Source organism: Streptomyces caelestis, from assembly GCF_014205255.1.
Taxonomy (GTDB): Bacteria; Actinomycetota; Actinomycetes; order Streptomycetales; family Streptomycetaceae; genus Streptomyces; species Streptomyces caelestis.
Genome location: NZ_JACHNE010000001.1, coordinates 4,953,467 through 4,974,246, shown reverse-complemented (window position 1 = coordinate 4,974,246; position 20,780 = coordinate 4,953,467). Strand labels below are relative to the sequence as shown.

Genomic DNA, 20,780 nt, shown 5'->3' with positions numbered 1-20,780 from the left:
GGCGCAGTGCGGGTACCCCTCAGCCGGGGCTGGGGGAGAGCAGGGCGGTACGGGCGGCGATCAGGCGCAGTGCCTGTTCCCGGTCCCAACTCAGCGCGGCGGCCCGCATCGCCTCGACGTCCGGCGGGAGGTCGAGGCCGAGGCCGTCGACGAACACCTTCTCGCAGCGTTTGATGACGGTCAGCGCGTCGGCGGCGTTGCCCTCGATACAGTGCACCCCTACCAGCAGCAGCCACAGGCGCTGCTGGTAGGGGGCCTCCGCGACAAGGCTCTCGATCCGGTACGACAGCATCTCGGTGCGGCCCGCGAGGACCAGGGCGGTGAACAGGTCCTGGTAGGCGTCCAGCCGGGCCTTGTTGAGGCCCGCGGTGTGGGCGTCGAACCACCGGGTCGCCGGCAGGTCCTGTCCGAACGGGCCGCGCCAGAGGGCCACGGCTTCTTCCAGTGTGTCGATGGCGCGGTCCGCCTCACCTCGCGCCAGCAGGTTCCGGCCGTGCCGTGAGTCCCGCAGGAAGGTCGGCAGATCGACCTCCTCCGGGGCGGCATCGAGCATGTAGCCGCTCTGGTTGCCGCGATGGGTCCGGACCCTGCCGCTGAGTCCGGGCACGGCACGGTCGAGGTCGCGGCGCAGACCGGTGATGTGGCTGCGGATGTTCGCCACGGCGGAGACCGGCGGCTCGTCCCACAGCAGTTCGGCCAGTTGCGCGTTCCCCATGGGCTGCCCGGCCTTCAGCAACAGGGCGGTGAGGATCGCACGCCGGACGGGTGAGAACGGCTCCGACTCCCCCTGGACGCGGAGCGGGCCGAGAATCCTGAAGAGCATTCCCCCGCCCCCCGTCACGGTGCGGGGTGGTGTCGGCCGCGCCTTGCGGCCGCAAATCTCCGTCTCTGCGCATCAATACGACGCATGAATATGCGCATGGCGAGTCCCCCGTTATGTCAGTTGTGCCTGGAATCACGGCACTCAGGATGTGGGTGCGCTCTTCCGGTGTGGCCCCTTCCGGCGGTCAACCGGAACGCCCCCACATTCTTTGTTCGAGATCGCACACGCAAGTCCGAACATGGCTGCTGTGACTTAAATCACCAGTAGCTACTTTCCTTTGAGGAAAGTAGCTGCTACTTTCCTCTCAGGAAAGTAAGACGACCGAGGGGCCCAGCATGACCTCCGACGACGCCCAGGCCGCACTCGACGACATCCACCGCCGGCAGAACCAGACCCGCGACGCCTACGCCCGTCAGGGCTTCTCCCGGCCGTACGTGCTCATCACGGCGCTGATGATCTTCCTGGTCTGCGCCTCGTTCGACCTGCCCACACCGTGGAACGGCGCGATGATCCTGCCGCTGGCCGCCCTGGTGGCCTGGCAGTTCGTGCTCCACCGGCGGCGTTCCGCGGTGCGCAGGCGGCCGTCCGCCGTGGAGCAGTTGTTCGCGCTGGCCGTGGCGGGGATCCTCGTCGGGGCCTTCGCGGGCCTCTCCGCCGCCGCCGAGGCCCTCGGCACACCAGTCCCGCACACCCTCACCGGAGCCGTGCTGGCGCTCGTCAGCCTGCCCGGCGCGGCATGGGCGCGGACCGCGTTCGAGGCACTGGTGCGCCGGGAAGGCCGGCGCGGCTGATGGATGCGGACTTCGACGAGTTCCTGCACGTTCCCGCGCGGCTGGCGATCGTCTCGCTCCTCGCACCCGCTTCCTGGGTGGAGTTCGGCTTCCTGCGCGACGCGATCGAGACCAGCGACTCGGCGCTGTCCAAGCAGGTCTCCGCACTGGCGGCAGAGGGGTACGTCGCCGTGCGCAAGACGCAGGGCCGGCCCCGCCGTACCCACGTGCGGCTGACACCGCACGGACGGGAGGCCTTCCGGCGGCACGCCACCGCCCTGGAACGCATCGCCGCGGTGGCCCGCACAGCGGCGGAACACCCGCTCGACCACGACGACTAGGACGACCAGACCGACACAGCACCATCGACCGGGGGCGTCATGCCCGCCCGCGCGCTGCGCGGGCGAGGACCGCACCAGGGGGAAACGGCATGATCGAAGTACAGGAACTGACCAAACGCTACGGCACCACACTCGCCGTCGACGGGCTCTCCTTCCGAGTCGAACCCGGCCGGGTGACGGGTTTCCTCGGCCCCAACGGAGCCGGCAAATCCACCACCATGCGGGCCATGATCGGCCTGGACCGGCCCACCGCCGGGCAGGTCCTCATCGAGGGCAGACGGTACGAGGACCTGCCCCGCCCGCTGTGCACCGTGGGTGCGCTGCTGGACGCCAAGGCCCTGCACGGCGGCCGGACCGTGCACGGCCATCTGCTGGGCCTGGCCCGCAGCAACCGCATCCCGGACCGGCGGGTCGCCGAGGTCCTGGAGATCGTGGGGCTCGGCGCGGTGGCGGACAAGCGCGCCAAGGGGCTCTCGCTCGGCATGGCCCAGCGGGTCGGCATCGCCGCCGCACTGCTCGGCGACCCCGCGGTGCTGCTCTTCGACGAGCCGGTCAACGGCCTCGACCCCGAAGGGATCCTCTGGATCCGCGAGTTGATGAAGAAGCTGGCCGCCGAAGGCCGCACGGTGTTCGTCTCCAGCCATCTGATGAGCGAGATGGCGCTGACCGCCGAGCACTTGATCGTGATCGGACGGGGACGGCTCCTGGCCGACACGTCCGTGGCGGAGTTCATCGACCGCAACTCCCGCTCGTACATCCGGATCCGCACGCCGCAGCCTGAGCGGCTGCTCGACGTGCTCGCCGCGGCGGGCATCCCCGCCACCACCGGGCTGGACGGGTCGATCGAGGCCACCGGGACGACACAGGAGACGCTCGGTGCCCTGGTGGCCGAGCAGCAGGTGACCGTGTACGAGATCAGCCCTCAGGTGGCCTCCCTGGAGGAAGCGTTCATGCAGCTCACCAGCGATGCCGTCGAGTACCGGGCCGGACAGGGGGCGTGACGACGATGACCGCGATCAGCAGCGCGATGGCGTTCGAATGGACCAAGATCCGCACCGTCCGGGCCACGACGTGGAGCCTCGCCCTCTACTTCCTGGCGACCCTGGCGGTCGCCCTCCTGACCGGGTACTACCTGCGCAGTTCCTACGACTCCCGGGACTCCGAGGCCCTCAGCACCTTCGACCCCGTGGCCGCCGGCTTCAGCGGGCTGCGGCTCGGGCTGATCGCGCTCGTGGTGTTCGGCGTGCTCATCGTGACCAGCGAGTACTCCACGGGAACGATCCGCACGTCCCTCGCCGCGGTGCCGCGGCGCGGCGTGTTCTACGGGGCAAAACTGCTCACCGGCACCGTGACCGCCCTGGTGGTCTCCACCGTCGTCGTGACCGTCGGCTTCTTCGCCACCCAACTGGCGATGGGCGATCCGCAGAGCGTCTCGCTCCTCGACGACGGGGTGCTGCGGTCCCTGGTGGGGGCGGTGCTCTACACCACGCTGCTCTGCGTGTTCGCCATGGGGCTCGCCTCCGTCCTGCGCAGCTCCGCGCTGACCATGGGCATCCTGGTCCCGCTGTTCTTCATGATCTCGACGATCCTGACCAACCTCCCCGGGGTACGGGACGTGGCGCAGTTCCTGCCCGATGTCGCCGGCGGACTCATCCTCTACCGGGACCAGCCGGACGACACGGTCCTCAACGCGTGGACCGGCATGGCGGTACTCGGCGCCTGGGCCGCGGCGGCCGTGACGGCCGGGTACGCGGTGTCCAGGCGCCGGGACGCCTGACCCCTCCCGAATCCCCGCCCCGCACCTGCCCGTCCCCCGGGGTGGGTGCGGGGCGGCCTTTCCTGGGCGGCCCGTTCTGGGTACGGCCCTTTCCTGGGCGGCCCGTTCTGGGTACGGCCCTTTCCTGAGCGGCCCTTTCCCCTCGGTGTCGCCGAGGGGATTCACAGGGCTGTGCGGGGATGGCCCGGGCGGGACCCGCGTAGGCGGGGCGCTCGGTCAGCAGAACCATCCCGGCCGGAGCCGTCCCGGCCAGAACGTCCCGCCCCTACAGCCGCATCGCCTCGGGCACGTCAGGACCGCCGGACGACCACGCCCTGCCGAGGCGGACCGTTCCGGTGCGGCGGTCCTGTCAGTCGGCCGACAGCACGAACGACGTCTGCACCTTCGAGAAGCCCGGAGCCTTCGCTTCCACCAGGTACGTGCCCGTCCCGGCCGAGCCCGCCGGAGGCGTGGCGCACTCGGGGGCGCTCGGCTTGCGGTCCCAGCTCACGGTGTAGGTGATGCCGCTGCCCGCGGGCACCCGGTACAGCTGGTGCGCTTCGGCCTTGGGGCAGTCCTTGGAGGACCAGTACTCGTCGTCGGAGCTCGCCGGGGTGATCGTGAACACCGCGTTCTTCGGACCGAGATCGATCTTGCAGTCGCTGCCGGAGACGTTCCGCGCGGTCAGCAGGAACGTGGGCGTCTGCTCGGGGTCGTAGGTGTTGTGCCGGCTGCGCAGGCTGAACTTGACCACGCCGGCGGTGCAGTTGGGCAGCGTGGAACCGGCCGGCAGCGTGTCGCCCACGCCGACGCCGCCCCCCGCGGTACCGCCACCGGCGCCGCCCGACCCGGCGGACCCGCCGGAGCCGGAACCGCCGCCGGAGCCCGCTCCGGAACCGTCCCCGGAGCCATCACCCGAGCCGTCGCCGGAACCACCCCCGGAACCGCCACCGGAACCGGATGACGAGCCACCGGAGCCCTCGTCGCCCGACTCGTCCCGTCCGCCGGGCGCTTGGCTGATGGCCGGACCCGAACTCGACGGGCCGGGCGTGATGGAGGGCGCGGGATTCTTGCCGTTGGCGTCGTTGTCGCCGTCCTTGCCGCCTCCGCCGCCCATGGTCACGATCCAGGTGGTCAGCAGCGCCAACAGGGCGACCACAGACACCAGTACGACCCTCCGACGCCAGTAGATGGAGGAGGGAAGCGGCCCGACCGGATTGCGCAGAGATCCCACGGCGCAAACCTTACGAGAGATCGGCGCGTTCGCCTGTCCCACCCGCCGCTCGGGACCACAACTTTTCCGGATCATCATCCCGGAAACAATCACCCCACCCCTGTCTATCGACAGGTACGACACCCGACGATCGCTGGGTGTGACGGTATCGGCCCGTCGCCTACCGTCTGTGACCATGACCTTCGAGGACAGCGCGCTCTACCGCGACATCACCGACTTCGCCCACGACACCCCGATGTGGGTACAGCACGGGGCCGCGACAGGGACGGAGGCCGGACTGCTGGTCTTCGTCGCGCTGTTCGCCACCGCCTGGTGGCGTGCCCGCCGCGGCACCCCCCACGCGTTCGCGATCGCGGCCCTTGCGCCTGTGGCCACGGCCGTGGCGTACGTGTGCAGCGAGGTGCTCAAGTCCGTGGTCTCGGAGGAGCGTCCGTGCCGGGCGGTCGCCGGTGCGGCCGCGTCCCTCGCCGCATGTCCGCCGCACGGCGACTGGTCCTTCCCGTCCAACCACGCCACGATCGCGGGCGCCTCGGCGGTCGCCCTGGCCCTGGTCCGGCGCGCGCTCCTGTGGCTGACGGCCCCGCTCGCCCTGCTCATGGCCTTCTCCCGGGTCTTCGTCGGCGTGCACTATCCGCACGACGTCGTCGCGGGGCTGGGGCTGGGCACGCTCGTCGTCCTCGTGGCCGTACGGCTGGGCACGGGCCCGGCGACGCGGCTGACCGAGGCGATGCGCACTTCCACGGCGCCCGCCGTGCGGTGGTTCACGGGGCCGGGCACGGCGCCCGTCACGTCGTACGGCTCGCACGCGCGGCGCTGAGCCGGGTCGCAAGCGTGCATCACCCGGCCGGGACGCGCCCCCACGCCGCGCCGCTTGGGCCGTCACGCCTCCACGAGCCCCGCCTCGTATGCCACGATCGCCGCCTGCACCCGGTTGCGTACGCCCAGCCGGTCCAGGATCGCGCTCACGTACGCCTTCACCGTGCCCTCGACGAGGTGCAGCCGGGCGGCGATCTCCGGGTTGGACAGGCCGGCGCCGACCAGGCCGAGCACCTCGCGTTCACGGGGGCTCAGCACGGCCACCCGCGCGCGTGCCTGTGCCTCACGGGTGAGCCGGCCGCCGCCGAGGCCCTGGTCGATGACGTACCGGGCCACCTTGGGCGACAGGAACGCGGCACCGGCCGCCACCGCCCGTACACCGGCGATCAGTTCGTAGGGGTCCCCGGACTTCAGCAGGAAGCCGGTGGCGCCGCCGCCGAGGGCACGGGTCACGTAGGCGCCCTCGGAGAAGGTGGTGAGCATCGCGACGGCCGTGCCGGGCACGGTCCGTACGATCTCCTCCACCGCCGTGAGGCCATCGAGGCGCGGCATGCGGATGTCGAGCAGGGCCACGTCCGGTCGGTGGGCGCGGGCCAGCTCGACCGCCTCGCGGCCGTCGCCCGCCTCGGCGACGACCTCCGTGTCACCGCTGCTGTCCAGGATGGCGCGTACGCCGGCCCGGACCATGGCCTCGTCGTCGGCCAGCAGCACGCGGATCGCCGTGCTCGTCCCGCTCGTCCTGCTCACCCCGCTCATCGTGCGAACTCCTCGTACTCCTCGCGGCCTTCGCCGGACAGGCCGAGGCCCGGGACCACGTCCTTGGCGACCAGTCGCCCGGCGCCGAAACACAGTCTGAAGTGGTCGACGGAGACGAAGAGTTCGCCGCTCGCGCGGTAATAGCGGCAGTCGGCGCCCTCCGGCGCCGGTGCCGGCGCCCGCTCCGCGGGCGGGTCGTTCACGTCCCGCCCGGGCAGCACGCGCTCGACATCGGCCGCCGGGGCGCCGAGGCGCAGTTTCGCGTACACGGTGGGTTCGAGCACCGAGTGCTTCTCCGTGTACGCGTACCAGCCGAAGGCCGCCCCGACCAGGACGACGCCCGCGCTCGCCGCGGTGCCGAGGCCGACGGCGACGCGCCGGCGGGCGTAGGTGAACGGCGCACGGGCGGGACGCACCGGGCCGACTGCGGTCTGCTGCTCGGGGACGTGCGCCCGGACACGGAAGCCCTTCCCGTGCGGGCCCGCCTCGAACTCGCCGCCCACCGAGGTCACCGCGGCCCGCAGCCCGAGCAGGCCCGTACCGCCACCGGTGGGGCGGGAACTCTCGCGAGTGGGCGGGCCGTTGGTGATGATGACGGACACCCCCGCGGCCCGCCCCGTCACCGCCACGGTCACAGGTGCGCCCGGCGCGTGCCGTGCCGCGTTGGTCAGCGCCTCCCGGACCACGCGGTGCAGCAGTCGCTCGGCGACCCCGCCGGGCTCCGCGGCCGGGTCCTGCCCGGCGGGCTCCCAGCGCACCGGCAGGCCCGATTCCGCGGCGCGGGCGACGAGTTGCTCCAGGGTCTCGCCCGCAGGAGCCAGCGGCACGGGCTCGTCGTCGTCCTCGCGCAGGACGCCGATGATGCGGTGCAGCCGGTCCGTGGCGTCGGCGGCGGCCGCGCGCAGGTCGGCCGCCGCGGCCCGGTGCTCACCGGCGAGTCCCGGGGCGACCTGGAGCGCGCCCGCGCGCAGGGCGATGAGGCTCAGCTCGTGGCCGAGGGAGTCGTGCATGTCCTGGGCGATCCGGGCCCTTTCGCGCAGCCGGGCGCGTTCCTCTGCGAAGCGGGCCTCGTCCTCCAGCCAGGCGGCGCGCGCCCAGCCCGCCTCGGCCAGCTCGCGGCTCTGCCGCCAGTAGCGACCGCCGAGCCAGGGGAAGACGCAGCCGAAGAGCAGCGTGCCCGTCATGACGAGCCACTCGGGGGCCGGGTCGACGCCGACAAGCACGATCCGGGCGGTGCCTACGCAGCCGACGGCCGCGAAGCACAGCGCCGCGGGGCGTGCCGCGCCCGCCCGCAGCCCGAGCAGCAGCGCGAACACGCCGAGGGCCGGGCCGTAGGAGACGGTGAACAGGGACGAGGCGGCGGCGAGGCTCAGGGCCGCCGCCAGCCCGAAGGCCGCGAGCGGCAGCCGCCGGGGCAGGGCGGCCGCGACCGCCAGGACCGCCACACCGGCCGCCTGCTGCCAGGCAGGACGCGGCTCGTTCAGCCCGATCCGGTCCGCCGTGAGCGCGGGCAGGGCGACGACCGCCCAGAGCAGGGCGCAGCCGCCGAGCCGGGCAAGGCGAGGACGAGGACGAGGACGTTCCATTCGCCCGACGCTATAGGCGGACAGCAAGGCGGCACTGCTGCCGATCGTCAGGTACGCCTGTCCCTCTTGGGTGGTGGTGTGCCCGGATCGCGGCCCCCGCGTGGCAGGATCGAATGGCCATGACTGCTCCCACGAAGCCCCCGCACACCAGCCCCGCCGACCCCGCGTCCGGCCCGCCCTCCGGCGAGAGCCTGCACTCCCCCGTCATCGACTGGTTCGACGAGAACGCCCGTGACCTGCCGTGGCGGCGCCCCGAGGCCGGGGCGTGGGGTGTGATGGTCAGTGAGTTCATGCTCCAGCAGACGCCGGTGAACCGCGTCCTGCCCGTCTACGAGCAGTGGCTGGCCCGCTGGCCGCGCCCCGCCGACCTGGCCAAGGAGGCGCCGGGCGAGGCGGTCCGCGCCTGGGGCCGGCTCGGCTACCCGCGCCGTGCCCTGCGGTTGCACGGCGCGGCCTTCGCGATAACGGAACGGCACGGCGGTGACGTACCGGCCGACCACGCCCAGCTGCTGGCGCTGCCCGGCATCGGCGAGTACACGGCCGCCGCCGTCGCCTCCTTCGCCTACGGGCAGCGGCATCCGGTGCTGGACACCAACGTGCGCCGGGTCTTCGCCCGCGCGGTCACCGGCGTGCAGTACCCGCCGAACGCCACCACCGCCGCCGAGCGCAAGCTCGCCCGCGCGCTGCTGCCCGAGGACGAGCCGACCGCCGCCCGCTGGGCCGCCGCCTCCATGGAACTGGGCGCGCTGGTGTGCACGGCGAAGAGCGAGTCGTGCCACCGCTGCCCGATCGCCGCGCAGTGCGCGTGGCGGCTGGCGGGCAAGCCGGAGCACGACGGGCCGCCGCGCCGCGGCCAGACGTACGCGGGCACCGACCGGCAGGTGCGCGGGCGGCTGCTCGCCGTGCTGCGGGAGGCCCACGGCCCGGTTCCGCAGTCGGCCTTGGACCAGGTGTGGCACGAGCCGGTGCAGCGGGCTCGCGCCCTGGACGGCCTCGTCGCCGACGGTCTGGTGGAGCCGCTGGCGGACGGGCTGTACCGGCTGCCGCTGACCTGACGTACAGGCAGGTCACAGACGCGGGTCGCCGCCCGTCACAGTGATCGAGATGGACAAATCGCCCTGAATCCACCCCAACACGCCCACCGCTCTACCCCGTTCCCACGGCCGTTACACAACCGACGGACAGCCGAGTGCTGGCCGAAGGCTGCTTCGGACAATGCCGTGACAAGGCCTCCGTACCTTCAATTCCGTTCCCGGAAGACACGGGACGACCAAGGAACACAGGGCAGTGCACGGGCGGCGGGAAGCCGGCCGTAACGGGGACACGGGAGGCGGTTCACCATGGCGCAGGGCGAGGTGCTCGAGTTCGAGGAGTACGTCCGCACTCGGCAGGACGCGCTGCTGCGCAGTGCCCGCCGACTGGTCCCGGACCCGACGGACGCGCAGGACCTGCTCCAGACCGCGCTCGTACGGACGTACGGCCGCTGGGAGACCATAGAGGACAAGCGGCTGGCGGACGCCTACCTGCGCCGGGTGATGATCAACACGCGAACGGAGTGGTGGCGGGCCCGCAAGCTGGAGGAGGTGCCGACCGAGCAGCTCCCGGACGCCTCGGTCGACGACTCCACCGAGCAGCACGCGGACCGCGCCCTGCTGATGGACATCATGAAGGTGCTCGCCCCGAAGCAGCGCAGCGTCGTCGTGCTGCGACACTGGGAGCAGATGTCCACGGAGGAGACGGCCGCCGCCCTCGGCATGTCGGCCGGAACGGTCAAGAGCACGCTGCACCGGGCGCTCGCCCGGCTCCGCGAGGAGCTGGAGTCCCGCGATCTGGACGCACGCGCGCTCGAGCGTGAGGAGCGGGAGCGGTGCGCGGCCTGACCGGCGAAGGGTCTGCAGGGACCCGGGGCAGCCCCCAGGCGGTGAGTACGGCTCTGGCCGTGCTCGCCGCCCTCGCCCTTTTCGTGTCCGGGTGCGGCGCGGGCGGCACCGGCGCCCGTGACGAGGGCCCGGCGCACTCCGACTCGGTGGCGGGCGCCGCCGCCGCCACACCGTCCGCCGCGCCGTCGAGGACGCCCGACGCGGTCGACGCGGTCCGGCTCGTCAAGGACGACCCGAAGGTCTCCCCCGAGGTGAAGCACGAGCTGAAGCCGTGCGTCGCCGATGAGTATCCCGTCGACGTGTCCTACGGCAACCTGACCGGCGGCTCGGCCGACGATGTCGTCGTCAACGTGCTGACCTGCGGTGACGCTGTGGGTGTCGGCAGTTACGTGTACCGCGAGCAGGACGGCTCGTACCAGAATGTGTTCAAGGCCGAGGAACCCCCGGTCTACGCGGAGATCGACCGCGGCGACCTGGTCGTGACCAAGCAGGTGTACGAGAAGGGCGACCCGGTGTCGAGTCCCTCCGGGGAGAACGTGATCACCTACCGATGGACCTCCGGCCGGTTCGACGAGGAGTACCGCACGCACAACGACTACGGGAAGGTCGTCGGCGACACCCCCACGCCGGAGCCCGCGAGCTGACGCGGGCGCAGGACGCGTGAACCGATCGGGCCGCTCGGACCGATCCACCGGTGAACGCATCACACGGACCGTGCGTCCCCCAATGGGAACGCGACACGCACCCCACGAACCACACGAGGACTGAGAGCACCGGGATGGCAGACCAGACCCACGTCCTGTTCGTCGAGGACGACGACGTCATCCGTGAGGCCACGCAGCTCGCCCTGGAACGGGACGGCTTCGCGGTCACCGCCATGCCCGACGGACTGTCGGGCCTGGAGGCGTTCCGGGCGGACCGCCCCGACATCGCGCTGCTGGACGTCATGGTTCCCGGTCTCGACGGGGTCAGCCTGTGCCGCCGTATCCGGGACGAGTCGACTGTGCCGGTCATCATGCTGTCGGCGCGGGCCGACTCCATCGACGTCGTGCTGGGCCTGGAGGCGGGTGCCGACGACTATGTGACCAAGCCGTTCGACGGTGCCGTCCTGGTCGCCCGGATCCGCGCGGTGCTGCGCCGGTTCGGGCACGCGGGCGGCGGCCGGTCCGAGGAGCCGGCCTCCCCGGCGAACGGCGGGGTGCTGACCTTCGGTGACCTGGCGGTCGACACCGAGGGCATGGAGGTCCGCCGGGCCGGGCAGCCGGTGGCGCTGACACCGACCGAGATGCGGCTGCTGCTGGAGTTCTCCACGGCGCCTGGCACGGTGCTCTCCCGCGACAAGCTGCTGGAGCGCGTGTGGGATTACGGCTGGGGCGGGGACACCCGTGTCGTCGACGTGCACGTGCAGCGGCTGCGGCAGAAGATCGGCCAGGACCGAATCGAGACGGTCCGCGGCTTCGGCTACAAGTTGAAGGCCTGAGCAGGGGTTATGAGGGGGCACTTCCGGCGCCTGGTCGCCACGGGCTTGGAGCGCGCGGGCATCCGCACGGGCCTCAGATGGAAGCTGAGCGCGGCCATCGCGCTGGTCGGGGCGCTGGTGGCGATCGCGCTGAGCCTGGTCGTGCACAACGCCGCCCGGGTGTCGATGCTGGACAACGCGCGCGACCTCGCCGACGAGCGCATCCTGATCGCCCAGCGCAACTTCGAGCTGTCCGGGCGGATGAACTTCCCCAACGCCAAGATCGACGACCCGAACCTGCCGCTGGCGCTGCGGGACCGGGTGGAGGCGGGCCAGCGGGCGACGTACGTGGCGGACCGGCCCGGTGGCGCGCCGGACATATGGGCCGCCGTGCCGCTGAAGAACGGGCATGTCATGTCCCTGCACTCGGGCTTCACCGACCGCAGCTCGGACATCCTCCAGGACCTCGACCAAGCGCTGATCATCGGCTCCATCGCGGTCGTCCTCGGCGGCAGCGCGCTCGGCGTGCTCATCGGCGGGCATCTCTCACGGCGGCTGCGCAAGGCGGCCGTCGCGGCCAGCCAGCTGGCGGGCGGCGAGACGGACGTGCGCGTACGGGACGCCATGGGCGGGGTCGTCCGGGACGAGACCGACGACCTGGCGAGCGCGGTGGACGCCATGGCGGACACGCTGCGCCAGCGCATCGAGGCCGAACGGCGGGTCACCGCCGACATCGCGCACGAGCTGCGCACGCCGGTGACCGGGCTGCTGACCGCCGCCGAACTGCTGCCGCCGGGGCGCCCGACCGAGCTGGTGCTGGACCGGGCGAAGGCGATGCGCACGCTCGTGGAGGACGTGCTGGAGGTGGCCCGGCTGGACGGGGCCTCGGAGCGGGCGGAGCTCCAGGACATCATGCTGGGCGAGTTCGTCGCCCGGCGGGTGGCGGCCAAGGACCCGGACATCGAGGTGCGGATCGTGCACGAGTCGGAGGTCACGACCGACCCGAGGCGCCTGGAGCGGGTGCTGTTCAACCTGCTCGCCAACGCGGCCCGGCACGGCAAGCCGCCGATCGAGGTCAGCGTCGAGGGCAGGGTCATCCGGGTCCGCGACCACGGTCCCGGCTTCCCCGAGGACCTGCTCGCCGAGGGGCCGAGCCGCTTCCGCACCGGCAGCAAGGACCGGGCCGGACACGGCCACGGCCTCGGCCTGACCATCGCGGCCGGTCAGGCCCGGGTGATGGGCGCCCGGCTGACCTTCCGCAACGTGCGCACGCCCGGGACGCCGGAGCATCTGCCCGCCGAGGGCGCGGTCGCCGTGCTGTGGCTGCCGGAGCACGCGCCGACGAACACGGGGAGTTATCCGATGCTGCCGGGGTCGGGGACGTAGTCCCTCGGGGTGGTCAGCAGGTCCAGTCCTGGTCCAGGTCGAGTCCGCCCTCCCGGGGCTGCGTGAAGGAGAACCAGTTGCCGGAGTCGTCGCGGAACAGCGCCTCCGTGCCGTACGGGCGCTCCTGCGGCTCCTGGAGGAACTCCACGCCCCGGTCCTTGAGCTTCTTGTAGTCGCCGTGGATGTCGTCGGTGGTCAGCACGCCGGCGCCGAGCGCGCCCTTCGTCACCAGCTTCCGGAGCATCTCGGCGGACTCGGGGTCCATCGCGGGCCCGCCGGGCACCATCAGCGTGAGCTCGACGTCGGGCTGGTGCGGCGAGCCGACGGTGAGCCAGCGCATGCCGCCCTCGCCCATGGTCATGTCCGTACGGACCTCCAGGCCCAGTTTCTCGGTGTAGAACTCCTTGGCCCGGTCCTGGTCGAGGACCCAGACGGTGGAGATGGCGAGACCCTTGATCATGGCGTGCTCCTGCTGCTCGGCGGGGGGTGGGTGCTTGCCCTGCCACGGTAGGCAGCGGGGGTGTCAGCCCGCTTCTCCGGAATTGCGCTGCTGCCCGGTGGCGGGCGCCGGGCGGAAGCCACCGGCCCAGAGCATGGCGTAGCAACCCGGTATGAGGGCGGCGCCACGGCCCACGTGCTTCGTCCGGTACTCGCTCGGCGTCAGGCCCGTCCAGGTCTTGAAGCGGGCCGAGAACGTGCCGACGCTGCTGAAGCCGACCAGGTGGCAGATCTCCGTCACCGAGAGGTTCGCCGTGCGCAGCAGGTCCTCGGCGCGTTCTATGCGGCGGTGCGTGAGGTACTGGCCGGGGGTCTCGCCGTACGCCTCCTTGAAGGCGCGGATGAAGTGGTACCGCGAGTACCCGGCGTGCGCGGCGACGGTGTCCAGGTCGAGCTCCGGATCGGCCCAGTCCCGGTCCATGGCGTCCTTGGCGAGGCGCACCTGCCGCATCTTGTCCATGCGACCGATGGTGGCACGGGGGTCTGACAACGGGGACGTGTGCGGCCGGGCATCACAAAGCCCCCGGGGCGGACACACCCCGGGGGCCTCGTGCGGTCCGGTCAGACGGCCTCCGCCACGGGCGGCTGAGCCGCCGGGGCGTCCGGCTCGTCCTTCGCCTTCGGTCCCGCTCCCTTGAGCGGGACCTCCTTGACGAACACGGCCGCCGCCAAGGCGACCACCGCCACCACGGCTCCCAGCAGGAACGCCGAGTGCATGCCGGAGGAGACCGCGTGCTGGTAGGCCTCACGGGCCGCCTCCGGCAGCTTGGCCAGGCCGGCCTGGTCGAGCTGGGCGGACTGCTCGGTCACCTTGGAGCCCAGCGCCCCGGCCCGCTCGGCCATGACGTCCTGGACGCGGTGGTTGAACAGCGCGCCCATGATCGCGACGCCGAAGGACGACCCGAGGGTGCGGAAGAGGGTCGTGGACGAGGACGCGACGCCCATGTCCTTCATCTCCACGCTGTTCTGAGCGACCAGCATGGTGATCTGCATCAGGCAGCCCATGCCGAACCCGACCACGGCCATGAAGACACCGGACGTGAGCCGCGAGGTTCCCGTATCCATCGTCGACAGCAGGTACAGACCGACGACCATCAGCACGCTGCCGACCACCGGGAAGACCTTGTACTTGCCGGTGTTCGTGGTCACGCGCCCGGCGACCATCGAGGTGACGAGCATGGCACCGAGCATCGGCAGGAGCAGCAGCCCGGAGTTGGTCGCGGAGGCGCCCTGCACGGCCTGCTGGTAGAAGGGCAGGAAGAGCGTGGCGCCGAACATCACGAAGCCGGTGATGAAGCCGATGACCGACATCAGCGTGAAGTTGCGGCTGCGGAAGATGTGCAGCGGCAGCACCGGCTCGGCGGCCTTGGTCTGCCAGAACACGAACCCGACGAGCGCGGCGACCCCGATGCCGATCAGCTCCATGATCCGCGTGGAGCTCCAGGCGTACTCCGTGCCGCCCCATGTGGTGACGAGCACGATCGCGGTGATGCCGACGGTCAGCAGGGCGGCGCCCAGGTAGTCGATCCGCGCCTCGGACCGCTTCTTCGGCAGGTGCAGTACGACGCTGACGGCCACCAGCGCGACCACGCCGAGCGGCAGGTTGATGTAGAACGCCCAGCGCCAGCCCCAGTTGTCGGTGATGGTGCCGCCGACCAGCGGGCCGCCGATCATCGCCAGCGCCATGACGCCGGCCATCATGCCCTGGTACTTGCCGCGCTCGCGGGGCGGGATCAGGTCGCCGATGATCGCCATGACGCCGACCATCAGACCGCCGGCGCCGAGGCCCTGGATCGCGCGGAAGCCGATGAGCTCGCCCATGTTCTGGGCCATACCGCTGAGTGCGGAGCCGATGAGGAAGATGACGATCGACGTCATGAACGTGCCCTTGCGGCCGTACATGTCTCCGAGCTTGCCCCACAACGGGGTGGAGGCAGCGGTGGCGAGCGTGTAGGCGGTGACCACCCAGGCGAGGTGTTCCAGCCCGCCCAGCTCACCGACGATCGTCGGCATCGCCGTACCGATGATCATGTTGTCGAGCATCGCGAGCATCATCGCGATCATCAGCGCGAGCAGCACGACCCGTACGCTCTTCGGCCGTTTCCCTCCGGTGTCGGCGCCGACCGCCGGTGTGTCCGTCGTGTCCGCCATTGCTTTCCCACTCCCCCAGCTACCGCTACTTACTTGCCGACCGGCTAGTGACTATACTCGGAAGCTAGCCGCGGAACTAGCCGGGCGTCAAGTAAGTTTTACCCAAAGGGAGCGGCGTAGGAGGATGAGCGGCACCATGGACGGCACCAGGCAGCGGCGCCGCGGGGACACCCGCCAGCGCATCCAGGACGTGGCCCTCGAACTCTTCGCGGAGCAGGGCTACGAGAAGACCTCCCTGCGCGAGATCGCCGAGCGCCTCGACGTCACCAAGGCGGCGCTCTATTACCACTTCAAGACGAAGGAAGAGATCCTCGTCAGCATCTTCGAGGACCTCACGAAGCCGATCGAGGAACTGATCGAGTGGGGGCGGCAGCAGCCGCACACCCTCGACACCAAGCAGGAGATCGTCCGCCGTTACGCGGAGACCCTGTCCGGCGCCGCACCGCTGTTCCGCTTCATGCACGACAACCAGGCGACGGTGCGGGAGTTGCGCATCGGCGACTCCTTCAAGGAGCGCATCCGCGGCCTGCGCGACATCATCATCGACCCGGACACCGACCTGGTCGACCAGGTCCGCTGCGTCAGCGCGCTCTTCACGCTGCACGCCGGGATGTTCCTGCTCCAGGACCTGGAAGGCGACCCCGAGGACAAGAACACAGCCGTCCTCGAGGTCGCCACGGACCTGGTGACCCAGGCCCACCGGGGAGCCCGGGGCTCCTAGCGGGCCCGGGCCGCCCGGCCTCGTCAGACCTTGACGCCCTTGGCGCGCAGGAACTTCACCGGGTCGACCGCCGAGCCGTAGTTCGGGGTCGTGCGGATCTCGAAGTGCAGGTGGGGACCGCTCGAGTTACCGGTGTTGCCGGACCGGGCGATCTCCTGGCCGGTCTTGACGACCTGGCCGATCCTCACCTCGACCTTCGACAGGTGGGCGTACTGCGAGTACGTGCCGTTGCCGTGCTTGATCACGACGGCGTTGCCGTACGCGGGGCCGTCACCGGCGCCGTTGCCGCCGGCCTTGACGACGGTGCCGCCGTGGGCGGCGACGACCTGGGTGCCGCTCGGCACGGCGAAGTCCTGGCCGCTGTGGGTGGACTGCCACATGCCGCCGTTCTGGGCGAAGCTCGCGGAGAGCTTGTACTTCTTCACCGGGTCGACCCAGGACGGCTTGGCCTTCGCGGCGGCCTTCTGCACAGCGGCCTTCTTGGCCGCAGCCGCCTTCGCGGCGGCCTTCTTCACGGCGGCGGCCTTGGCGGCCTTCGCGGCCTCGGCCTGGGCAGCCTTGGACTGGGCGGCGGCCTGCGCCTGGACGGCACTGGCGGCGCCGGACGCGGCCGTGGTGTCGGCGGCGGACGCGACCCCGGCTCCCAGTGCGACCGAGACACCGAGGCCGGCGGCCAGCACGGTCGCACGGGTGCGGAGCTGGGACGTACGGAAGGAACGGGACGTGACGCGCTGGGACATCGAAACCTCGTGGGGAAGGGGACGGAGAAAACCACCCGGCGCACAGTCGCTCGCCGAATGGCCATCCCTTGGTAACCCGAAGTACGACAAACACCCAAAAACGTGATCTACGACGTAAGTTAGTAATTTCGTTCAGTGTTCTACGTCTCTTGACATGCCGCTCATTAGGGACGAATCAGCGCACTACGCGGCACTTCACCCTGCCCCTACGGAGGAAGAACCCCTTTCCTCCCGACCCGTTCAGCACTATTCCGCCTAGTAACGGACATATCGGCTGTGCGGCATGTCACCGGAGGCCCTCTTCGGCCATTCCGGAAATGTGGCGCACGCCTCTATGCACCTACCGTCCGGTAACCCTACGGTTCCCCTCGCGTCACCCTCGCCCATGAACATGCACACGACATGTTGACAGCGTCACGGACGTGAGAGGACCCCACGACATGCAGACCCGACGCCCCTGGTTGCGCCGCGCATCAGTGACCGCCGTCTCGGCGGCCGCCCTGGTGGCGATGGCCGCACCGGCCGAGGCGGCGGCCCCCGCAGGTGCCGCCACGGCGGTCACCACGGCCGCCGCCGCAGACGTCGACTACGCGACCTGGCAGAAGGACTGCCAGGCGGTGATGGACCAGGCGCTGCCCTATCTGAAGCAGCGGATCGCGGCCGCCAAGCCGGGCGAGAAGCAGGCGCTCGTCCTCGACATCGACAACACGGCCCTGGAGACCGACTTCGGCTTCAGCTACCCGCAACCGGCCAACAAGCCGGTCCTGGCGGCCGCGAGATACGCCCAGGAGCGCGGTGTCGCCCTGTTCTTCGTGACCGCCCGCCCGGGCATCATCTACTCGGTCACCGAGTACAACCTCAAGCAGGCCGGCTACCAGGTCTCCGGCCTCTACGTCCGGAACTTCACCGACCTCTTCAAGAACGTCGCCGAGTACAAGACGGCCCAGCGCGTCGGCATCGAGAACAAGGGCTACACGATCATCGCGAACATCGGCAACAGCGCCACCGACCTCTCCGGCGGCCACGCCGAGAAGACGTACAAGCTGCCGGACTACGACGGGCAGCTGTCGTAGCGCGGCAGGGCAGCTGCCCTCAGGCATGCGAAAAGGGCCGGTGCTTTTCAGCACCGGCCCCTTTCACTCGACCGTGACGCTTACGCGTCCTTGCTCAGGTTCGGTCCCGTACCACCGGCCGCCTGCTCGATCGGCGGGACGTCCGGCAGGGCCGACTTCTCCTCACCCCGGAAGGTGAAGGTCTTGGCCTCGCCCTCGCCCTCGGTGTCCACGACCACGATGTGACCGGGGCGCAGCTCGCCGAAGAGGATCTTCTCCGAGAGGCTGTCCTCGATCTCGCGCTGGATCGTCCGGCGCAGCGGCCGGGCGCCCATGACGGGGTCGTAGCCCTTCTTGGCGAGGAGCTCCTTGGCGGACTGGGCGAGCTCGAGGCCCATGTCCCGGTCCTTCAGGCGCTCGTCCACCTTGCCGATCATCAGATCGACGATCCGCAGAATGTCGTCCTGGGTCAGCTGCGGGAAGACGACCACGTCGTCGACGCGGTTGAGGAACTCGGGCCGGAAGTGCTGCTTGAGCTCGTCCGAGACCTTGTTCTTCATGCGCTCGTAGTTGGTCTTCGTGTCGCCCGAGGCCGCGAAGCCCAGGTTGAAGCCCTTGGAGATGTCCCGGGTGCCGAGGTTGGTCGTCATGATGATGACCGTGTTCTTGAAGTCCACGACCCGGCCCTGGGAGTCGGTCAGGCGACCGTCCTCCAGGATCTGCAGCAGCGAGTTGAAGATGTCCGGGTGGGCCTTCTCGACCTCGTCGAAGAGGACCACCGAGAACGGCTTGCGCCGCACCTTCTCCGTCAGCTGGCCGCCCTCTTCGTAGCCCACGTAACCGGGGGGCGAACCGAAGAGACGCGACACCGTGTGCTTCTCGCTGAACTCCGACATGTCGAGGGAGATCAGCGCGTCCTCGTCACCGAAGAGGAACTCGGCGAGCGCCTTGGACAGCTCGGTCTTACCGACACCGGACGGGCCGGCGAAGATGAACGAGCCACCGGGACGCTTCGGGTCCTTCAGACCGGCACGCGTACGGCGGATCGCCTTCGACAGCGCCTTGACGGCGTCGTTCTGGCCGATGACCCGCTTGTGGAGCTCGTCCTCCATCCGCAGCAGACGCGAGGACTCCTCCTCGGTCAGCTTGAAGACCGGGATGCCCGTGGCCGTGGCGAGGACCTCGGCGATCAGCTCGCCGTCGACCTCGGCGACGACGTCCATGTCGCCGGCCTTCCACTCCTTCTCCCGCTTGGCCTTGGCGGCGAGGAGCTGCTTCTCCTTGTCGCGCAGGGAGGCGGCCTTCTCGAAGTCCTGCGAGTCGATCGCGGACTCCTTGTCGCGGCGGACACCGGCGATCTTCTCGTCGAACTCGCGCAGGTCCGGCGGCGCGGTCATCCGGCGGATGCGCATCCGGGAACCGGCCTCGTCGATCAGGTCGATCGCCTTGTCCGGCAGGAAGCGGTCCGAGATGTACCGGTCGGCCAGGGTGGCGGCCTGGACCAGCGCCTCGTCCGTGATGGAGACCCTGTGGTGCGCCTCGTACCGGTCACGGAGACCCTTGAGGATCTCGATCGTGTGCGGCAGGGACGGCTCCGCGACCTGGATGGGCTGGAAGCGGCGCTCCAGGGCCGCGTCCTTCTCCAGGTGCTTGCGGTACTCGTCCAGCGTGGTCGCACCGATGGTCTGCAGCTCACCGCGGGCCAGCATCGGCTTCAGGATCGAAGCGGCGTCGATGGCGCCCTCGGCGGCACCCGCACCGACCAGCGTGTGCAGCTCGTCGATGAACAGGATGATGTCGCCGCGGGTGCGGATCTCCTTGAGCACCTTCTTCAGGCGCTCCTCGAAGTCACCGCGGTAGCGGGAGCCGGCGACCAGCGCGCCGAGGTCCAGGGTGTAGAGGTGCTTGTCCTTGAGGGTCTCGGGCACCTCGCCCTTGACGATGGCCTGGGCGAGGCCCTCGACGACGGCGGTCTTGCCGACGCCGGGCTCGCCGATCAGGACCGGGTTGTTCTTCGTACGGCGGGACAGCACCTGCATGACCCGCTCGATCTCCTTCTCGCGCCCGATGACCGGGTCGAGCTTGGACTCACGAGCGGCCTGGGTGAGGTTCCGGCCGAACTGGTCGAGGACCAGGGACGTGGAGGGCGTGCCCTCGGCAGGACCGCCGGCGGTGGCGGTCTCCTTGCCCTGGTAACCGGAGAGCAGCTGGATCACCTGCTGCCGCACGCGGTTCAGATCTGCGCCCAGCTTGACCAGGACCTGGGCGGCGACGCCCTCGCCCTCGCGGATCAGGCCGAGCAGGATGTGCTCCGTGCCGATGTAGTTGTGGCCCAGCTGAAGGGCCTCGCGGAGCGACAGCTCCAGGACCTTCTTGGCACGGGGGGTGAAGGGGATGTGACCCGACGGGGCCTGCTGGCCCTGGCCGATGATCTCCTCCACCTGCTGGCGGACCGCCTCGAGCGAAATCCCGAGGCTCTCAAGGGCCTTGGCGGCGACACCTTCACCCTCGTGGATCAGGCCCAGGAGGATGTGTTCAGTGCCGATGTAGTTGTGGTTGAGCATCCGGGCTTCTTCCTGAGCCAGGACGACAACCCGCCGCGCGCGGTCGGTGAACCTCTCGAACATCGTTAATCGCTCCTCAGAGCGGTCAGGCAGTGGGGGGAACTTCCCCTCCCTGTCCTTCCGCAGCTTAGTCCCGCAAGCGGGGACCGCTCATTCCAACTGCCGACACCGTCCTTGGCCTCCTGACCCCGAACGCCGACATCTGCTCCAACCCGATGGTGCGAGACGATGTTCCCGCAGGCCAGGC

Annotated in this window: 21 protein-coding genes; 12 read left to right on the top strand and 9 right to left on the bottom strand. The window is 70.5% G+C overall.

The window, feature by feature from the left end; all coding sequences use genetic code 11:
- Positions 1-19: 19 nt before the first annotated feature.
- Positions 20-823, bottom strand: coding sequence for an AfsR/SARP family transcriptional regulator (locus tag HDA41_RS22780; RefSeq protein ID WP_184986642.1), 804 nt, complete (start codon positions 821-823; stop codon positions 20-22).
- A gap of 335 nt (positions 824-1,158) precedes the next feature.
- Between HDA41_RS22780 and HDA41_RS22775 the strand changes: the two genes are divergently transcribed.
- The 4 genes from HDA41_RS22775 (at position 1,159) to HDA41_RS22760 (ending at position 3,711) form a co-directional block, all read left to right on the top strand.
- Positions 1,159-1,614 carry a hypothetical protein gene (locus HDA41_RS22775; protein WP_184986640.1) on the top strand — a complete coding sequence of 152 codons (456 nt, stop codon included), beginning with the start codon at positions 1,159-1,161 and terminating at the stop codon, positions 1,612-1,614.
- On the top strand, positions 1,614-1,934 hold the full coding sequence (locus HDA41_RS22770; RefSeq protein ID WP_184986638.1) for a winged helix-turn-helix domain-containing protein: 321 nt from the start codon (positions 1,614-1,616) through the stop codon (positions 1,932-1,934). The genes HDA41_RS22775 and HDA41_RS22770 overlap by 1 nt, the downstream gene beginning before the upstream one ends.
- A gap of 89 nt (positions 1,935-2,023) precedes the next feature.
- Positions 2,024-2,935: an ATP-binding cassette domain-containing protein gene (locus tag HDA41_RS22765; RefSeq protein WP_184986636.1), complete on the top strand. Its 912-nt coding sequence runs from the start codon at positions 2,024-2,026 to the stop codon at positions 2,933-2,935.
- A 5-nt stretch (positions 2,936-2,940) separates the two neighbouring features.
- On the top strand, positions 2,941-3,711 hold the full coding sequence (locus HDA41_RS22760) for an ABC transporter permease (RefSeq protein WP_184993654.1): 771 nt from the start codon (positions 2,941-2,943) through the stop codon (positions 3,709-3,711).
- Between the two features lie 349 nt (positions 3,712-4,060).
- Here HDA41_RS22760 and HDA41_RS22755 read toward each other — a convergent pair whose 3' ends face one another.
- Positions 4,061-4,924 carry a hypothetical protein gene (locus HDA41_RS22755; RefSeq protein WP_184986634.1) on the bottom strand — a complete coding sequence of 288 codons (864 nt, stop codon included), beginning with the start codon at positions 4,922-4,924 and terminating at the stop codon, positions 4,061-4,063.
- 175 nt (positions 4,925-5,099) lie between these two features.
- Between HDA41_RS22755 and HDA41_RS22750 the strand changes: the two genes are divergently transcribed.
- The gene (locus HDA41_RS22750; protein WP_184986631.1) at positions 5,100-5,741 is read left to right on the top strand and encodes a phosphatase PAP2 family protein; all 642 of its coding nucleotides are present in this window, start codon (positions 5,100-5,102) and stop codon (positions 5,739-5,741) included.
- Positions 5,742-5,803: 62 nt separating this feature from the next.
- Here the strand turns inward: HDA41_RS22750 and HDA41_RS22745 are convergent, their stop codons facing one another.
- Both HDA41_RS22745 and HDA41_RS22740 read right to left on the bottom strand, forming a co-directional pair.
- Entirely contained in the window at positions 5,804-6,427 is a 624-nt protein-coding gene (locus HDA41_RS22745) for a response regulator (protein ID WP_376706861.1), read from the bottom strand.
- Between the two features lie 65 nt (positions 6,428-6,492).
- Positions 6,493-8,082 (bottom strand): sensor histidine kinase, encoded by a 1,590-nt coding sequence (locus tag HDA41_RS22740; RefSeq protein ID WP_184986628.1) that lies wholly within the window; start codon positions 8,080-8,082, stop codon positions 6,493-6,495.
- A 119-nt stretch (positions 8,083-8,201) separates the two neighbouring features.
- Here HDA41_RS22740 and HDA41_RS22735 point away from each other — a divergent pair, with 119 nt between their 5' ends.
- From HDA41_RS22735 to cseC, 5 genes are all read left to right on the top strand, one after another.
- The gene (locus tag HDA41_RS22735) at positions 8,202-9,137 is read left to right on the top strand and encodes an HhH-GPD family protein (RefSeq protein WP_184986626.1); all 936 of its coding nucleotides are present in this window, start codon (positions 8,202-8,204) and stop codon (positions 9,135-9,137) included.
- 285 nt (positions 9,138-9,422) lie between these two features.
- Complete coding sequence (locus tag HDA41_RS22730) at positions 9,423-9,962, top strand: SigE family RNA polymerase sigma factor (RefSeq protein ID WP_059423502.1); 540 nt, start codon at positions 9,423-9,425, stop codon at positions 9,960-9,962.
- Positions 9,950-10,606 (top strand): hypothetical protein, encoded by a 657-nt coding sequence (locus HDA41_RS22725; RefSeq protein ID WP_184986624.1) that lies wholly within the window; start codon positions 9,950-9,952, stop codon positions 10,604-10,606. Before HDA41_RS22730 ends, HDA41_RS22725 begins: the two co-directional genes overlap by 13 nt.
- A 134-nt stretch (positions 10,607-10,740) precedes the next feature.
- Positions 10,741-11,442: a two-component system response regulator CseB gene (gene cseB / locus HDA41_RS22720; protein WP_184986623.1), complete on the top strand. Its 702-nt coding sequence runs from the start codon at positions 10,741-10,743 to the stop codon at positions 11,440-11,442.
- Positions 11,443-11,451: 9 nt separating this feature from the next.
- Positions 11,452-12,807, top strand: a complete 1,356-nt coding sequence (cseC, locus tag HDA41_RS22715; protein WP_184986620.1) for a two-component system sensor histidine kinase CseC — start codon at positions 11,452-11,454, stop codon at positions 12,805-12,807.
- Between the two features lie 13 nt (positions 12,808-12,820).
- Here the strand turns inward: cseC and HDA41_RS22710 are convergent, their stop codons facing one another.
- The 3 genes from HDA41_RS22710 to HDA41_RS22700 form a co-directional block, all read right to left on the bottom strand.
- Entirely contained in the window at positions 12,821-13,267 is a 447-nt protein-coding gene (locus tag HDA41_RS22710) for a VOC family protein (RefSeq protein ID WP_086605275.1), read from the bottom strand.
- Positions 13,268-13,330: 63 nt separating this feature from the next.
- Positions 13,331-13,765, bottom strand: a complete 435-nt coding sequence (locus HDA41_RS22705; RefSeq protein ID WP_376706811.1) for a helix-turn-helix transcriptional regulator — start codon at positions 13,763-13,765, stop codon at positions 13,331-13,333.
- A gap of 101 nt (positions 13,766-13,866) precedes the next feature.
- The gene (locus HDA41_RS22700; RefSeq protein ID WP_184986618.1) at positions 13,867-15,456 is read right to left on the bottom strand and encodes an MDR family MFS transporter; all 1,590 of its coding nucleotides are present in this window, start codon (positions 15,454-15,456) and stop codon (positions 13,867-13,869) included.
- Positions 15,457-15,580: 124 nt separating this feature from the next.
- Between HDA41_RS22700 and HDA41_RS22695 the strand changes: the two genes are divergently transcribed.
- Positions 15,581-16,177 carry a TetR/AcrR family transcriptional regulator gene (locus tag HDA41_RS22695; protein WP_184986616.1) on the top strand — a complete coding sequence of 199 codons (597 nt, stop codon included), beginning with the start codon at positions 15,581-15,583 and terminating at the stop codon, positions 16,175-16,177.
- A 23-nt stretch (positions 16,178-16,200) separates the two neighbouring features.
- On the opposite strand, the gene HDA41_RS22690 is transcribed toward HDA41_RS22695, so the two are convergent.
- Entirely contained in the window at positions 16,201-16,917 is a 717-nt protein-coding gene (locus tag HDA41_RS22690) for a M23 family metallopeptidase (RefSeq protein WP_184986614.1), read from the bottom strand.
- A 440-nt stretch (positions 16,918-17,357) separates the two neighbouring features.
- Between HDA41_RS22690 and HDA41_RS22685 the strand changes: the two genes are divergently transcribed.
- The gene (locus HDA41_RS22685) at positions 17,358-17,990 is read left to right on the top strand and encodes an HAD family acid phosphatase (RefSeq protein WP_184986612.1); all 633 of its coding nucleotides are present in this window, start codon (positions 17,358-17,360) and stop codon (positions 17,988-17,990) included.
- A gap of 80 nt (positions 17,991-18,070) precedes the next feature.
- Here the strand turns inward: HDA41_RS22685 and HDA41_RS22680 are convergent, their stop codons facing one another.
- Complete coding sequence (locus HDA41_RS22680) at positions 18,071-20,596, bottom strand: ATP-dependent Clp protease ATP-binding subunit (RefSeq protein ID WP_184986610.1); 2,526 nt, start codon at positions 20,594-20,596, stop codon at positions 18,071-18,073.
- Positions 20,597-20,780 lie beyond the last annotated feature (184 nt).